Origin of the sequence: Erysipelothrix sp. HDW6A, assembly GCF_011400295.1 — a bacterium.
Classification (GTDB): domain Bacteria; phylum Bacillota_I; class Bacilli_A; order Erysipelotrichales; family Erysipelotrichaceae; genus Erysipelothrix.
In genome coordinates this window covers 639,755-656,752 of record NZ_CP049859.1, presented here as the reverse complement: position 1 = coordinate 656,752, position 16,998 = coordinate 639,755, and the positions used below count along the sequence as shown (strand labels likewise).

At 35.6% G+C, this 16,998-nt stretch carries 14 protein-coding genes; 6 read left to right on the top strand and 8 right to left on the bottom strand.

Translation table 11 applies throughout. The features are described 5' to 3' along the window. The first annotated feature begins 128 nt into the window (after nucleotides 1-128). From G7059_RS03350 to G7059_RS03340, 3 genes are all read left to right on the top strand, one after another. Nucleotides 129-803: a response regulator transcription factor gene (locus G7059_RS03350; RefSeq protein WP_166080686.1), complete on the top strand. Its 675-nt coding sequence runs from the start codon at nucleotides 129-131 to the stop codon at nucleotides 801-803. Next, nucleotides 800-2,119, top strand: coding sequence for a HAMP domain-containing sensor histidine kinase (locus G7059_RS03345; RefSeq protein WP_166080685.1), 1,320 nt, complete (start codon nucleotides 800-802; stop codon nucleotides 2,117-2,119). Before G7059_RS03350 ends, G7059_RS03345 begins: the two co-directional genes overlap by 4 nt. Before the next feature lie 70 nt (nucleotides 2,120-2,189). Beyond that, nucleotides 2,190-3,086, top strand: a complete 897-nt coding sequence (locus tag G7059_RS03340; RefSeq protein ID WP_166080684.1) for a PepSY domain-containing protein — start codon at nucleotides 2,190-2,192, stop codon at nucleotides 3,084-3,086. Nucleotides 3,087-3,313: 227 nt separating this feature from the next. Here G7059_RS03340 and G7059_RS03335 read toward each other — a convergent pair whose 3' ends face one another. Then, nucleotides 3,314-4,033: an epoxyqueuosine reductase QueH gene (locus tag G7059_RS03335; RefSeq protein ID WP_166080683.1), complete on the bottom strand. Its 720-nt coding sequence runs from the start codon at nucleotides 4,031-4,033 to the stop codon at nucleotides 3,314-3,316. Between the two features lie 198 nt (nucleotides 4,034-4,231). Here G7059_RS03335 and G7059_RS03330 point away from each other — a divergent pair, with 198 nt between their 5' ends. Both G7059_RS03330 and G7059_RS03325 read left to right on the top strand, forming a co-directional pair. After that, nucleotides 4,232-4,873: a YitT family protein gene (locus G7059_RS03330; protein ID WP_166080682.1), complete on the top strand. Its 642-nt coding sequence runs from the start codon at nucleotides 4,232-4,234 to the stop codon at nucleotides 4,871-4,873. 87 nt (nucleotides 4,874-4,960) lie between these two features. After that, entirely contained in the window at nucleotides 4,961-5,506 is a 546-nt protein-coding gene (locus tag G7059_RS03325) for an NADPH-dependent FMN reductase (RefSeq protein ID WP_166080681.1), read from the top strand. 95 nt (nucleotides 5,507-5,601) lie between these two features. On the opposite strand, the gene pyrE is transcribed toward G7059_RS03325, so the two are convergent. The 6 genes from pyrE to G7059_RS10400 all read right to left on the bottom strand — a co-directional run bounded on the left by pyrE (nucleotide 5,602) and on the right by G7059_RS10400 (nucleotide 11,607). Beyond that, nucleotides 5,602-6,222 (bottom strand): orotate phosphoribosyltransferase, encoded by a 621-nt coding sequence (gene pyrE / locus G7059_RS03320; protein WP_166080680.1) that lies wholly within the window; start codon nucleotides 6,220-6,222, stop codon nucleotides 5,602-5,604. Further along, nucleotides 6,215-6,904 carry an orotidine-5'-phosphate decarboxylase gene (gene pyrF, locus G7059_RS03315; protein ID WP_166080679.1) on the bottom strand — a complete coding sequence of 230 codons (690 nt, stop codon included), beginning with the start codon at nucleotides 6,902-6,904 and terminating at the stop codon, nucleotides 6,215-6,217. The genes pyrE and pyrF overlap by 8 nt, the downstream gene beginning before the upstream one ends. A 240-nt stretch (nucleotides 6,905-7,144) precedes the next feature. Next, the gene (locus G7059_RS03310) at nucleotides 7,145-8,119 is read right to left on the bottom strand and encodes a DUF3137 domain-containing protein (protein ID WP_166080678.1); all 975 of its coding nucleotides are present in this window, start codon (nucleotides 8,117-8,119) and stop codon (nucleotides 7,145-7,147) included. A gap of 90 nt (nucleotides 8,120-8,209) precedes the next feature. Then, a complete protein-coding gene (locus G7059_RS03305) occupies nucleotides 8,210-9,568 on the bottom strand; it encodes a PFL family protein (protein ID WP_166080677.1) in 1,359 nt (452 codons plus the stop codon). 9 nt (nucleotides 9,569-9,577) lie between these two features. Continuing rightward, the gene (locus G7059_RS03300; protein WP_166080676.1) at nucleotides 9,578-9,847 is read right to left on the bottom strand and encodes an ACT domain-containing protein; all 270 of its coding nucleotides are present in this window, start codon (nucleotides 9,845-9,847) and stop codon (nucleotides 9,578-9,580) included. 122 nt (nucleotides 9,848-9,969) lie between these two features. Further along, on the bottom strand, nucleotides 9,970-11,607 hold the full coding sequence (locus G7059_RS10400) for an InlB B-repeat-containing protein (RefSeq protein WP_205700237.1): 1,638 nt from the start codon (nucleotides 11,605-11,607) through the stop codon (nucleotides 9,970-9,972). 284 nt (nucleotides 11,608-11,891) lie between these two features. Here G7059_RS10400 and G7059_RS03290 point away from each other — a divergent pair. Further along, nucleotides 11,892-13,045, top strand: a protein-coding gene (locus G7059_RS03290; protein WP_166080675.1) for an IS3 family transposase whose coding sequence is annotated in 2 segments (ribosomal slippage) — nucleotides 11,892-12,165 and nucleotides 12,165-13,045 — 1,155 coding nt in all. Because the reading frame shifts where the segments join, the coding sequence is not laid out codon by codon here. Between the two features lie 51 nt (nucleotides 13,046-13,096). Here G7059_RS03290 and G7059_RS10395 read toward each other — a convergent pair. Beyond that, nucleotides 13,097-16,660, bottom strand: coding sequence for a hypothetical protein (locus tag G7059_RS10395; RefSeq protein ID WP_205700236.1), 3,564 nt, complete (start codon nucleotides 16,658-16,660; stop codon nucleotides 13,097-13,099). Nucleotides 16,661-16,998 lie beyond the last annotated feature (338 nt).

Sequence of the window (16,998 nt, the reverse complement as noted above, 5' to 3'; positions counted from 1 at the left end):
ACCTTAATGTGACGAACCTTCTTTAATGCCGTGTATAAATAGTATGCATAGTTTAATGTTTATTCTTAATAAAATTGACATTTCACCAAGGCAGTTTACAATAGAACTGTACACAGAGGGGTGGACATATGAGACTATTAGTTGTGGAAGATCATCAAAGTTTAAACGATACAATTACACAAGTATTAAAAGTTGGAGGCTATCAGGTAGACTCCGTTTTCAATGGTCAAGATGCTATTGATTATATTGCTGCTATTGATTATGACTGTGTCGTACTCGATATTATGATGCCACTTGTAGATGGCTTTACTGTTGTGGAAACAGTACGAAAGAATGGCTTTACAAAGCCTGTGCTATTTCTATCTGCAAAGCAACATGTAGATGACAGGATAAAGGCACTTGATCTCGGCGGGGATGATTATCTCGTTAAACCTTTTTCCATGGAAGAACTACTAGCACGAATTCGAGTGCTCTTACGCCGTTACGATAATAAAGGCACCGACATCTACACCCTTGGAACTCTAGAAATTAATAACTCGACACGTTCTGTACGTCGAGAAAATCAAGAAATTGATCTCTCATCCAAAGAATACGCAATTCTTTTATATTTGGTGCGACATAAAAACACTGTCGTAACGCGAGAACAACTCCTCGAACATGCCTGGGACCTTGACTATGAAGGAGCATCCAATATCGTGGATGTCTATATTAATTACCTACGTAAGAAGATTGATGATGGCTTTGAACCGAAACTGATTCAGACAGTACGTGGTGCCGGATACATCATAAGGAGTACTGAATGAAACGATTCCCTTACAAATTACGAATAAGCCTTTGGTATACTGCATTCATGGTCGTTATCTTAGCGAGTACCTTGTCCATTATTTATGCGATGAGTTCATCCAGTCTCTTAAATAAGACAGAAGAATCAGTAACAAATGCCATCGCAAAAGCTCATGATTATATTAAGTATGAAAACGGTGTGCTTAAGTATAATGATCGAATTCAATCGATTGATGATACAGTCACGATTGTGATTTATGATAAGTATGGAAATACATTATACGGTGTCACGCCACGTCAGTTTCCTGTAGATGCTAACTTCAGTAATACCTTTCAATCCATTCAACTCCCGAATCAAAATCGCTTTGTCTACAAAGACTTAGATGTAGCAGTCAAAGGAGCACCACAGAATCTCATCATTCGTGGTATTGCTTCCTATACAAACGCAAACACAACACTGCAATCGTTTCTATTTGCGTCGCTTATTATTGGTCCAATTGTGATTCTACTTGCTGCATATGGTGGATGGCGACTCATGAAACGTATCTTTAAACCAATTGAAGCGGTGAGAACGACTGCTCAAGAAATTAGTGACGGTAATGACTTAAAACTAAGAATTGAGGCACCCAGTAATAATGATGAGTTAGGAAAGCTTGTGCATACTCTTAATCATATGTTGCAGAGACTTGATGATGCCTTTGACCGCGAACGTCAGTTTACTGATGATATTTCGCACGAACTAAGAACACCACTTACTGGTATGCTCTTGGATGTGGAACTGATGAAACTCCGTTCTGATAAAGAAGATTTAGAAACACAAACATTAATTCAAAGGCTCTATGAACAAACTCAATGGATGGTGACCTTAGTGGAATCCATGACTCAGATATCCCACAGCATACATATACAAAGTATTGAAACAGTCTTCTTAAAAGAAACAATTGAAGCGATGCCAACGCTTGACCTTCAAAAGATTACCTTAGATATTCCTGACACCCAGATAATCCAAACAGATACAGCTCTATTCGGAAGGATTCTCACAAATCTTGTGAATAATTCATTTCAATATGGAGCAGACCGTGTAGATATTAGTACCCAACGAGTACGCGGAACACTTCATATTAAGATCAAAGATAATGGTGATGGCATGAGTGAAGAAACACTTTCTCAAATATGGAATCGTTTCTATCAAGGTGATAAAGCACGACATGATTCAAAATCTTCAGGACTGGGATTATCCTTTGTGAAGATGGCAGTTGATGCTTTAGGATGGGAGATTCAAGTTGCAAGTGAACTTGGTACTTCGACAACATTTACATTAATTATTAAAGATTAAGTTTCTTTAATCTAATTTTAATCTTCGCATGACACAATAGAGTCACAAGGAAAGAAAAGAGGAACTTATTATGAAGAAGACCTTACTAACATTATTACTTGCTATGCTTGTATTAACAGGCTGTACAGCTACAAATCCAAATGGAAGTGGTTCAGGTACAATACCTACCCAAACAGGGGATCAAAATGTAACTTTAGAAGAAGCAAAAGAAATTGCTTTAACCCACGCTTCATTATCTAAAGACAGCACACAGTTTGTGGTTGAGAAACTGATTGATGCGAAACCAACGTATTATCTCATTATTATGAAGAATGATAATCGTACCTATGTTTATAAGATTGAAACAAGTAGTGGGAAAATTCTTGTCTCAAGCATGCAAAACAGTAACGATGATGACGACATTCAAGAACTTATCGATAATGCATTAAACAACGTACAAATCAATGATAATAGCGATGACAATCCTACAGTTGTGATTCCTGATGTAAAACCAGGTGTTGATACTCCAGCAACTGATCAAAAACCTTCTACAGGTGAAATCACTGCTGATCAAGCATATGCGATTGCATTAAAAGATGCAGGTGTTGATCGTGCAAGTGTTACACATAAAGAAATCGAACGTGATAAAGAAAATAATATCTTGATCTATGAAATTGAATTCAAAGTTGGTAACAATGAATATGATTATGACATTGCGATTGCTGATGGACGTATCATTAAAAAATCTATAGATATCAAAAACAAACCATCGGGTGGATCACCAGTTTCTTTATCAAAGGCAAAAGAGATTGCATTGGCTAAAGTACCAGGTGCTAAAGACAATCACATTATTATCGAAGAAGATTATAACAATGGCCGTATTGAATATGAAGGAACCATCATTTATGATGGCTTCGAATATGAGTTTGAAATCGATGGTAATACCGGAACAATCCTCGAATGGGAAGTTGAATCACTTTACGATTAATCTACTTAAGACTTTAGTCACACACTAAAGTCTTTTTTTATTCCTCTATTTCTGTTATATTATAGCTAGCGAAATAACATAAGGAGACAAAATGAGAGGGAAAATAGTTCCGAGTAGAACTCGAGTCCTCCATGGTATAGTGTTATCTTTCTTTATCATGGCACTTTGGTACTTACTCGCGTAAAAGTATTATCTCATTGGAAGTACTTAATTAGAAAAGAAGAGGCTTAATTGTCCTCTTCTTTTTCGTGTTTATGGTCTTCGCGATAACGTTCCACGAAACTCTTTGCTTCTTGTTTTACAGATTTCAAATCAACACCCCATTGATTCGCAGAGAAAACACAGCCGCAATAACATTGCCTATAAATATCATAGTCGTTACACATTTCAATAGAACGATGATATCCTCCACGTTTCTTAAAATCGCTTGGTAGGTAACTTACGTTATATAAAACTTGTACATCCATTCCTATTTCATTAATGAGTTTGGAATTCTTGTGGGGTGATAATGTTAAAGCACTCCCAAAGTATTCAAAGCCTAGTTCTTGTGCCTTCTCAGCCACCCGATCAAGTCTCATTTCAAAACAAAAGGCACAACGTTTACCGCCTTCCGGTTCTTCCTTTAACTCGCGCTCATGTACGGCTTTAAGAAAAGTATCCGGACGATAATCATCTTCAATAAACTGTACATTAGAACCCGTCTTCTCATTGAAGTCTTCGATGAACTGCTTTTGAACGATTGCCCTTCGGGTATACTCCTCACGGGGATAAATATTTGAGTTTGAATAAAAGATAGTAACATCGGCATGGTTTACCATTTCTTCAAGTACATAGGTACTACATGGAGCACAGCATGAATGCATCAAGACTTTTGGACGATCCTCTTGCGTTTGCCACTGCTTCACTACATCCTGGTATACCACATCGTAGTTTACCTTTTGATTCATATTATATTTATTGATTATTTTTTGAATATCTACAAACAAAGAACTCACCTCAAAAGTATAATATCACAAATAGTCCAATAAGGTTATCGAATCTTTTTTATCGAGATATTTATACGAATGCAAACGTTTACAGTGTTATTGGGAAACGTTTATGCTACAATTAAATGTCGCAGTATTTGTACTGTAAGTGAGGATATTATGAAGTTTAAACGTGTTTTATTATGTCTTGTCTCAATTTTTTTATTTTCATTCGGAGTTTCCTTTACATTAAAAGCAGCAATTGGCGTTGGCTCATGGGATGCGATAACACAAACTGTGAGTGACATTTCTAGATACCAAATTGGAACTGTTGGTATTGCGCTTAATGCAATCTGTATCTTAATTCAATTTGTACTGCTTGGTAAAGATTTCAAATTTAAACATGCAATGCAAGTAGTCTTAATTGTGAGCTTAGGTTATGCTATTAACTTTGTATATTATGATTTACTCCCTGACTTCACAATCACTAGTTATCCAGCTAAGCTCTTCTTCTTAATTCTAGGAACTGCAATTAATGCTTTGGCAGTATCGATTGTGATGCTAGTTGATGTTGTTACTTTTGCCCTTGAAGGTGCAAGTCTTGCGATAGCTAAAAGCTTAAAGATGGACTTTCCACTAACCCGTCAGATTATCGATGCTGTGATTATTGTGATTACGGTTATTTTATCCCTACTCTTCTCTACTCCATTAACGGTCCGTGAAGGTACTGTAATCGGAATGTTGATTTTTAGTCCACTTATGGGATTTTTCATGAAGATATTGAAACCAATATTTAGAAAACACGATCTTACAGATCAATAGTGTCACCAATTTTTCATCAGCACTTAATCAAAGCACTACTCATTCAAGCTAAGTGATGTTAGTATTAATGTACGAGGAGGATATACTATGAAAAAAGTTGGAATTATTGTAGGAAGCCTTAGAAAAGATGCTTTCTCAAAGCAAGTTGCTGATATCGTCGCTAAGAAACTCAATGAATATTTTGAAACAGAGTTCATTGAAATTGGAAATCTACCTTATTATAATCAAGATTTAGAAGTTGAAGGTGGCACACCTGAAGCTTGGACAGCATTCAGAAACACAATGAACCACGTTGATGCAGTGTTATTTGTTACTCCAGAATATAACCGCTCAGTACCTGCAGTACTAAAGAATGCTCTTGATGTTGGATCACGTCCAATGAAAGACAGTGTTTGGAACAAGAAACCTGCTGCAATCATTAGTAATTCCCCAGGAAATATCGGTGGATTTGGAGCCAACCATCACCTACGTCAAACACTAGCATTCCTTAATATGCCAGTACTTGGTCAACCTGAAGTTTACCTATCTCAAATTCATACATTACTAAATGAAGATGGCACAATGGTTGAAGGAACTTCAAAATTTTTAGATCTTGTCGTTACTGAATTTAAGAACTTAATTGATTTATATTAATTTATCATTACAAAAAATGATCTACCCCATATGAGGTAGATCATTTTTATTATACGCATAAGACAACTAAAGTGTTCTTTATTTATCTGAATTTATTATTTGCCCCAGATTGAATTATCAAATGGGTCTTTACGCCATGAACTCAAGAAGTCTTGTTGCTTCTCGTTAAGTTTTAAGTATTCTGATAAATCACTGAATGTAAGAATACTGTGATTTTCAATACCTTCTGCAGCGAAATTAGTCATTGCTGATTCCAACTCATAGTTGAAGATGGATACAACTGCTAAGACTTCCATACCTGCATCACGTGCTGTTTGAACGCTTTGGATAACACTTCCACCTGTTGATACTAAGTCTTCAATAATCACAACTTTTTGTCCTTTAGTGAAGTCACCTTCAATTTGACCTTTAGTTCCGTGATCTTTTGCTTTACTTCTAAAGTATACAAGAGGTAGTTTCATTTTATCAGCAACTGATGTTGCATGAGGAATTCCTGCTGTAGCTGTTCCACCGATAACTTCAACTTCTGGATATGTTGCTGAAATGTATGCATAAAGTTGTGCAGCAATTTCGCTACGAATTTCGTAATGCCCTAATGTTTTACGGTTATCACAATATATAGGTGAGTTAATACCTGATGCCCAGATAAATGGTTTTTCTAAGTTTAATGATACTGCTCCAATTTTTACTAATCCTTCTACTATTATGTTACTCATTGATACTCTCCTTTATTGACATGTATGTTTCATAAGGCGTTTCACTCTTTGTAATTGCACGTCCTACGACGATTCCATCAGCACCATTAGCTACTGCTTGTGTTGGTGTCATGATTCGTTTTTGATCATCAACTGATCCATCAGCTAAACGAATTCCCGGTGTAATACACAAGAAGTCTTCGCCAACATGATTCTTAATGTCTTGTGCTTCGAATGCTGAGCAAATGCAACCTGCAACACCTGCACGTTTTGCACTTGCTGCTAAACCTAAAGCAACTTCTTTTAATGGACTTGGATTCATAAGTTCATTACTTAGAATCTCTTGATCAATACTTGTAAGAACAGTAACTGCGAGTAATTTTGTTTTTGTACCTTCAATTGCTAGTTGAGCTTGACTCATCATTTCATATCCACCAGATGCATGAATTGTAATGTAGTCTACATTAAGGTCCTTAAGATTCTTTAATGCACTTCCTACTGTATTTGGAATATCATGAAGTTTTAAGTCTAAGAAAATCTTGTGCCCCATACTTTGGCACGCTTCCACAAACTCTCTTCCTTCTCTATAAAACAGTTCCATTCCTATTTTCAGGTACAATGATTCCCCTGCAAATGGTTGTAGAAATTCAATACACTCTTCTCTCGATTTAAAATCGCAAGCAATAAACGTTGGTTTTGTCATACTTCCTCCTATAAAAAGAGCACCGTAAAGGTGCGTCTAAGTTTCTAGGATTCGCACCTTGTTTGTCTCTCTGTACAAACTTAAAGGTCTCTTCGATTATAATAACACAATATTTTAATGTTTTATACTTTGTTTCTATTTTTTTAGTATTACTTATGAAAATGTTTGCGTGATCGCTATTTTTATTGTGTTTTTGTATAAAACTTTTAAAGTTCTCACAAATACAGGCAAATGTTACATCTATTCATTATCAACGTAAATATCTGAATCAAGGTTCAATTCATCCACAACATACTTAATTATCGATGTTTCAGCAATACATTTCTCAATGTATTCACTACTGATTTCTCTTGAAGAAGATATTTCGTAAGAGTCTGTGTCCGTATATACTGCAAGGTATAAGACACTATCACGAACCACTAAACTAATATCATCACCCAACATTCTTCTTAGGTTTTTGACACGGTTCATAAAGTGTGGTGTGAAAATATAGAATGCCTCATGAGGATCATTGGATACAGTGTAAAACATCTCGTTAAATTCCTGGTCTTCAAATTTCATAGGCTTCGAAGAGTCAATTTTTCTACCTTTTGAAAACTTTCCTGATAAGAAATAACTTCTATCACGGATTCTCACATAGCTTTGAGTGTTTTTATTGAACTTAAATTGATATGTTTGACCTTTGAATAGAGTGGTAGTATGACTATGACCATCTGAGTCTGTTGTTTCACTCTCGGTAAGAACATCAGCTCTTGAAAAATTCACACTCTTATAACTTCCCTGTAAGAAGTCATTACTATAGTAACGATTGCCTAAGTCCACAAGGCCTGTCTCACGAATAAGGGATTCGTCATACCCATATTCGCTTGAGAAACTTACATCATCAAACATTGATGTAAAGATCGTGTCGTTGATATAATCTTTTACTTTACTCTTATACTCTTTTTGCTTTGGACTGATATACAAGAATTGAATAAGTCCATAAGCAATAATAATAATTACTGGATACAGGAAAAAACTTGTGATATTAGGCCCCTGCCTCATTGATAGAAAACTAGAGTTCATTGTATTGGTAACTCCCAAAAAGGTAAAAATCAATACCATAATTAAGCTTCCAAATAATATATAACCAATTCTAGTTGCTCGTCTTGATTTCTCAAACTCTGGTCTTAATTTATCTTTAATTGCTTGGATTTCTTCGTAACTTACTTTCATCGCATTTACCTCAACGTTCCCAATTTACTTTATTATAGCAAATATCCACTTACAAAATAAAACTCTTAAGAATCTTAAGAGTTTTGAGTATTAATTCTTAAAACTATGAACAGGTGCTGGAACACGTCCACCACGATCCATAAACGTTTCACTGCTGAATGGATTGACGGGCATAATTGGTGCATATCCTAAGAGTCCACCAAATTCCACAACCTCACCGACTTCTTTTCCTATTACAGGAATAATACGTACAGCTGTGGTCTTATTATTAATCATTCCTATAGCTGCTTCATCTGCAATAATACCTGCAAGCTTTGAAGCTGGTGTATCTCCTGGCACTGCTACCATATCAATACCTACAGAACAAACAGAAGTCATTGACTCTAGTTTATCCAGTGTTAAGCTTCCTGCTTCAACTGCTTTAATCATCGCATGGTCTTCACTAACAGGGATAAAAGCACCTGATAATCCACCAACATGGGATGAAGCCATGATACCACCTTTTTTAACATTATCGTTTAATAGAGCAAGTGCTAGTGTTGTACCATGAGCACCAGGATGTTCTAATCCCATAACCTGGAATATTTCTCCGATACTATCACCAATCTCTGGAGTCGGAGCTAACGAAAGGTCAATTGTACCAAATGGCACGCCTAAGCGCTTTGAAGCTTCCTGAGCCATTAATTGGCCCACTCGGGTAATCTTAAACGATGTTTTCTTAATTGCCTCGCACATGGACTCAAAATCGCTAATAGCCTCAGCTTCCAGTGCCTCTTTGACGACACCTGGTCCACTGACACCAACATTAATTACAACATCCCCTTCAGACAAGCCATGGTAAGCACCAGCCATGAATGGGTTGTCACCTACTGAGTTACAGAAGACAACAAGTTTTGCACATCCTATACTCTCACGGTCTTTTGTTAGCTCTGCGGTATCCAGTAATGTTTGTCCTAACATTTTTACAGCGTCCATGTTTAATCCATAACGTGTAGAACCAACGTTAATGCTTGAACATACACGATCTGTACCTGCAAGTGCTTCAGGAATTGAATCGATGAGTTTTTGATCTGAAGGAGTTAACCCTTTCTCTACAAGAGCTGAGAAGCCCCCAATAAAGTCAACACCACATTCTTTCGCTGCTCTATCGAGAGTTTCAGCAACGGAAACATATGAATCTGTCTTACATCCTGCTGCAGCGATCGCAATCGGTGTAATAGAGATTCTTTTATTAACAACAGGAATACCGTATTCCTGGGCAATTTCATCACAAGTTCTTACTAAATCCTTAGCATAATGGGTAATCTTTTTATAGATGTTTTCATTAAACACCTCAATATCTTCATGAGCACAATCCAACAAACTAATTCCCATTGTGATTGTTCTTACATCAAGGTTTTCTTTGAGGATCATATCCTGGGTTTCAAATATTTCATGTTTTGTAATCATAGTAACCTCCTATAAACGATGCATTGCTGAGAATATCTCTTCTCTTTGAATTGTTGCATTCACACCAATCGTTTCGACGCATTGTTCTAGCTCTTTAGCAAGTTCAGCAAAACTGACATTCATTGAAGAAATCTCTACAATCATAAGCATTGTAAAATAAGATTCATTAATCGTCTGACTTATATCTAGAATATTCACATTACGTGATGCAAGAATATTACATACATGTGCAGTAATACCTACTTTATCTTTACCTAAAACTGAAATAATCGCTTTCATAATCCACCTCTTCTTAACCTAGTGTAGCATAGTTGAAATCAAGCATTCAATGTTAATTTCTTCGTAAATACAGAAAAACGACTTCAAGAGCTCTGAACTCAAATGAAGTCGTTAAATTTAGATTATTGGTGTTCTTTTCTTCGTTTATTCACATAATTAATTCTAATTAATACAGCTCCAAGTGCAACAATATAATATGCAACATTATAATCACTCATACCCGTACTTGGTAATTGTTGGGATGGTTCTTCAGGTTTCACTGTTGGTGCTTCTGGTTCCGGTTGAGGTTCGCTTGGAACTGATGGTTCTGTTGGTTCCGCTGGCTCTGTTGGCTCTGTTGGCTCTGTAGGCTCCGTTGGCTCTGTTGGTTCTGTTGGCTCCGTTGGCTCTGTTGGTTCCGTTGGTTCCGTTGGTTCCGTTGGTTCCGTTGGCTCTGTTGGTTCTGTTGGCTCTTCAACTTCTACCCAACGTGCGTAGAGTATCGTGTCTTTTTCTACAGTGTTAATATCAAAATCCCATGCACTTGTTAGTGCTTCATCAAGATACCATCCACCAAATGTGAATCCTTCTTTGATAGGACTTATCGGCGCAACGATTTTGTCACCAACAATTGCTTTAGGGTATGCTTCAACCGCACTCCCTCCATTAGACTCAAAGCTTACAGATGCGTACTTGTGGTCAGTCTTAAATTCAAATTGATAGATACTTCCCCTAAGTTCACCTACCATCCCTGAGAATATCAAAATATAATCTCCAACTTCACTAAGTTCATCTCCATGAATTAGTATTTTACTATCCGCTGTAAGCTCATAGCTTGTTAGAGGAACAGTTTCATCACTCGGAGTAATTAATTGCATTTTTAACGTTTGACCACTTGTATGGAGAACATCAAGTATTTGATATAGTTCAATTAATAAATCTTCATTTACAGTAAATGTTCCTATTGATTTTGTATACGATTGATTTCTGATATCTTTCATCATGAGTCCGTTAATAAAGGTCATGACTTCTTCAGTTACATTAATTAAACTATTTTGATCAAATGTAAAACTAATTAGCTTTGTTAGGCCGGTCATTGAATTTGGTAAAGTTTCAATACCATTTCTTTGAGCATCAAAAATCTGAAGATTTACAAGATTTCCAATACTACCAGGAATTTCTTTTAACTTATTGTCATTAATCGTAAATGTACGTAGCGCAGTTAAGGTTGTAATAACTTCAGGGAATACTTCAAACCTATTCACAGCTAAAGCAAGTGTATCTAAATTTTGCAAATTTCCAAAGCTTGCTGGAAGTTCAGTAAGTCCATTTTCTTTAGCATAAAGTGATTCTAGCCTTGTCATATTTCCAATTGATTCCGGAAGACTTCCTATTGGATTATGACTAATATCTAAAGAAAGAGCATTTGATAGATTACCTAGGTTCGCAGGTAAGGAAGTGATGCTATTTTCACTCAAATTAAAGGTATCAACCATTGTAAAATATTCAATACCGTCTGCTGATCCGCTTATTCCTTTTGCCCTCACTCTAAGTGAACCGCTAGCATCTCCTATCCAATTATTTGCTTCTTGAATAGAAATATAAAGATCACCATCTGTGTCGATTTCTGGATACTCCATGAGAATTGCATCATGAAGACTTCGTGATGCTTCAGTAAACGCCCAATCAACGGGTTCTTGTCCCTCAACACCAAAAATAGGCGTATAACTTTGAACAAATAGTACACATGTAGCTAAAATTATTGTCAGCTTTTTTTTCATATTTTCTCCTTTTATGTGTGGAAATCGTATCACAATTCTTTGTGATAATACTTACAATGTAATGAAAGCCCTTTGAGATGGAATGAAAATACAAACATGTTTTGTTTCCTCATTTAACAGAGGCACTTTTCAATATAATAGCGGTAAATTCAAACCTCTTCAATATAAAAAAGACCCATATCTCTAGAGGTATGAGTCAAGGAACTGACCTAGTTCCGTGGGACTAAAGAAAAACCTCTTGTATGAGAATTATTGTAAAATAGTTCAATATAGGAGGTTTTCTTATGGGAACACGAATTATGCATAGTTATGAAACAAAGATGAAAGTTATAGAAATGAAATTATCAGGATACTCAAACAGGTTTATTCAAACTGAACTTGGAATAAAAAATATAACTCAAGTCAAAACATGGTGGAGATGGTATCGAAATGGTGAACACTATCGATTTTCTCAACCCGTAGGCAAGCAATATACTTTTGGAAAAGGTCCAGAAAGAGATACGGTCGAAGAAACACAAAGACTTAGGATTAAATCTTTGGAGCAACAAATTGAATTATTAAAAAAGTATTTGGAAAGAGAAAGGATGTGGTACCCGAAATAATCATTAAGCTAGTTGATGAATATCGCGACACTGTATCTATTAAAGATATCTTGAATCTTTTTGGGATACCTAAGTCAACGTATTACCGTTGGACTAAAAAAGAGCAGGTAGAGTTTAATAATTATTCTGTCAATGAAGCGTTAGTAATTGAACTTTGTAAAGAAAACAAATTCCGCTACGGATATCGAAAAATAACTGCACTAATTCGAAAAGAAAGAATTATCAATAAGAACACTGTTCAAAAGATAATGCAGAAACACCAATGCCAATGCCGTGTTAAGGTCAAAAGGTATAGAAAAAACAAAACTCTGCCAATCATTATGCCTAATATCATTAATCGTGACTTTAAATCAGTACGTCCTCTAGAGAAATTAGTGACAGATATCACTTACATCCCTTATGGCAATAAGATGCTCTATTTATCTACGATCATGGATTTATACAATGGCGAGATTATTGCGTCTACATTGAGTGACAGACAAAACCTAGAATGCGTCATTGATACATTAAATCAACTTCCAGATATCCTTCAGCCATGTATTCTTCATTCTGACCAAGGTAGTGTCTACACATCAAAAGATTATCAACGTAGAGTAAAAAACAAAAGCATTACCATGAGTATGTCCCGTAAGGGCACACCCGCTGATAATGCTCCTATCGAATCATTTCATGCCTCTCTAAAGTGTGAAACATTCGAATTAAATCCAGAACTAAAGAGTTCTACTGAAATTGTATCACAAACTGTGATACACTATTTAAAATATTACAATGAAAATCGAATACAAGAAAAGCTAGGATATCAATCTCCCGTTAATTACCGGTTGGCTTCATCCTAACTTGGTTTTTTCTTTAGTCCCACGGAACTAGGTCAGTTCCCAATTATATAATTAGTTTTCTTTTCTACGTTTGTTCACAGAATTTAAAATGATTAATACAGATCCAAGTGCAACAATAAAGTACGCAGCATTATGATCACTCATACCTGTACTTGGTAATTGAGGTGATGGTTCTACTGGTTTCACTGTTGGCGCTTCAGGCTCTGGTTGAGGTTCGCTAGGAATCGTAGGTTCTGTCGGCTCTACTGGTTCTGTCGGCTCAACTGGTTCTGTCGGTTCAACTGGTTCTGTCGGTTCTTCAGTATCATCAACAATAATTAAGTTTGAAGTTGTTTCAACTGAAGTTGTTGCTCTTAAGAGTGTATTATACACAAAGTTTAATGTATAAGTTCCTTCAGCAAATTGTACTGGTTTATCCACAATTGTCATTGTCACAAGTGGGTCAACTACAAGTTCGCCATCTTTAGTAACAGCAACTCCTGCTTGTTCTTGTACAAAGCTTTCGAATGTACCTTCTGCGATGAGACGGTTAACATCTGATAACTTCATTTCAACGTCTTTAGCTGTAATGTGATATTCTGGATAGACTTCATAAATCATATTTAATGATTGTGTTTCTAATACAGAAGCATCGTTAACTCCAACTGCATAACTAATGTAACTAATACGATCAGCAATTGCTTCACGTCCTGTCATTGTATGATCTGCTAATTCTAAGTTTAATTCAAATTCAAAGCTTGAATCTGTAATTGCTTTTACATTAGGTTTCATCACAACCTTATATGAACGAATTGTTGAGAAGTCACTGATTTGATCTGCAGTTAGCCATTCTGCATCATCCACAAGTGTTGGAGGTGTCATTTGGCTTAAGTTAGCATTACTATTTACATCAAGGACACCTGAAACTAATGGTTCTTTAGATGTGCTGTAATAGACATCAAAGAGTGTTTCATAGCCTTGTGGTAAGGTAATTGGCCCTACAAGGTTCATTCCAAACATTGAGCCTGTATTTGTATCATTTAATACAAATGTTGAATCTGTATCTGGAAGTACTCCCATTAATACTAATGTAGAAATTGGGTTACCTAATGTATTGTTGATTTGTAATTTGATATTCGCTTGTTCACCATCGTGAATGCTCATAACATTTGAGTAATCAACACCATTTGTAGTTCCATTAATCAATCCATAATATTCATATGCATCGATATAAGTATACTTGTTACGTGTTACATATAATTCTTCTTCAATACCACTTCCATTGAAGTCATGTGTATCCATTTCTTTAACTGTGAATGTACCGTTTGTATTGGATACATCGGATACTTCGAAGTCTTCACTTAAGTAACCAAACATTTCGACTTCTGCGTTGTAAGGCACTTTATCGGTAATGGTTACAGGAATAATGAATGAAGCTTTTGAAGAAAGTGAAATAGTTTCAACATCAAAGACTACTTTTAATAGTGTCTTACCTGTATTTTTATAGTTTTCTGTAATGATTGTTACGTTTTCATTTGTGCTTTCTGCAAGCTCTGGAAATTCAATTCCTTCAGGAACTAATACATAGGTTTCAAAAGGTCCTGTAAGCTGACGTAATGATGCACTGTCATTAATAATTTCTAAACGTAAATTATTATCACCAGTTTGTAGTAAGTTGTTTACTGTGTTTGTAAAGTATGCGTTACTCTTCACGTATCGTGAGATACCTGTTGGAGGCGCTACAACACTTGCTGTTTTTGGCAATAATCTTGATTCATACATTTCATCAATGAGACTGAAACTTCTATCATTAAGTTCTTCTGGAACATATTGTGAAGAACGGTCGACACGATAACCATCATATGTCCAACCCGAGTAAGAAATAGCACTCTTTGATTCAATTGGTCCTACATAGCCTTCATCGACAGTAGTCCAAATTCTCATAGAAGTAGTTGTCATACCTATTGGAAGCGTGAATATTGTATTTTCTGTAGAATTTCCAAATCCAACGTTGTCCGCAAATATTGATTGTTCATTGTCATGGAAGTGGAACCATATTGTTTTAATAGTTTTTGATGTATCGATCCCTAATTCTTCAGCAGTGTAATATGTGCTAGGAACTAAATCAGGTTTTCCACGATGCCATTCTTCACTGTCCGTGTATTTAATGCTTATTGAGTAATACACATCGTCTTCCATTGGTTGTAAGCCAACGCTTGCATATGCAGAGGATGGACGGAAATAGAAATCACCACTATACATATTTCTAAAGTTTAGATTCTCATCTGGATGGAAGAATACGTTATAGGTATTGTTTTTATACTGTGCCGTAGTAGCTTCGAGTGGTGTTAGATAGAAGTTCCACCCTAGGATTGCTCCATCAGTTACACTAATATCGTCGTTGTTTATCCAACCAACATTACCTCTGTCATCACTTGGTCCGCTAAATACTGATGAATATGGGAACCCAACTAATTGATCAGGTAAAACATAATCAAAGTTTGGAGACACTACAACTGTGGCGTCTGCTTTAAATGTTTTTTCTATACCATCTACATAAGTAAATGTATATGATGCACTGTTTTTTACTTTCGAGTAGAGTGTTAAGTCTCCTTCGATTTTCGTTATGATATTAAAGTTTTGTACAAAATAGTAATCATCGTCTTCATATAATGAAGCATCAAATTCCCATGTATAGGTATTTCCTACTACAGTAGGTGTTACACCTGAAGTATCACTGATATAAGCAATACCATCAGCAAGTGTATAAGAAATCACTACTTTACTACCTTCTTGTAATTGAAGTGAACCGGAAACATATTTATTTACGGATGCTCCAACAGCGAAGACTGTCTCATCAAGGTATTTAATACTGAGTCGGTCAACGATTTCCCCATCAACAAGAATCCCTTTAATCTTGTTAGAAACAGATGCGTTCATATTTGCTACTAATGTAGTACTTGCTTCAGCATTGGAAGCAGTCATTTCATCAGCTGTAAGTGAAGCATTAATTGTTAATGCACTACCATTTACTGGTGAGCCATTAACTGTGTTCAATTTTAATAAGATTGAAGTTTCGAACCCACCAGCCAATTTTGAAAAATTATATACTAAGATATTCTCATCTTGATTATATGTTGGTGCTATCCCTTTAATCTTTAGTTCATCTAGATTCTGACTAAAATCAACATAATTACTTTTTACCATCCCTGGCAATGCAACTTTCACTTGTACGTTTGTGTATTCCTTAATTGAACCATCAAGAGTAATATATATTTGATATTGTGCGATTCGTCCAACCTCGATTGTTTCCGAACTTGGGACAATTTGAATCTTACCACTAGCAATTGGTTGATTCTCTTGTTCTACAATAGTTTCTTCGGTTACATCAGTGGTTGCCTCTACTTCGACTACTTCTGGAGTAACTTCAATTTTTGACTCAACACTTTCTTCTTCATTATCTTTTTTAGATTCTTCTTCAACACTATCATTCGACAGTTTCTCATCTTCGGTAACAATTGTTTCATTCTGTGTTTCTTTGTTTTCTTTAGTAGACTCTAGTGCCAATGTTGGCACACTTATCAAACTAAGTGCAAGAACACAAACTAAAAACAAATTAATAATTCTCTTTTTCAATTTTATGCCTCCCTAAACTGTTACGCTTTTATTTGCCTGCTAATGATACTCTTTTTTCATTAACATTTACGCCGAATGTAATGAATTAGTAAATATTTGTAACAAACATCACAATTTATACACATTTTTGACATACTATTTAAAAAATAAACAATTTCTTTTTGACTTACCACTTGACAAATGAATGTTTTCCTTTTATATTCACGCTTAATATATTTCAGTTCCTGATTTTCCTTATTGAATTTTCGTAAGAATAAGACAGGTTTTTTTACTAAACTAAAAATATATTATTATCTCAATCTCAACTTTTTTATTGGGCTTAGAATAAGTATTTATAT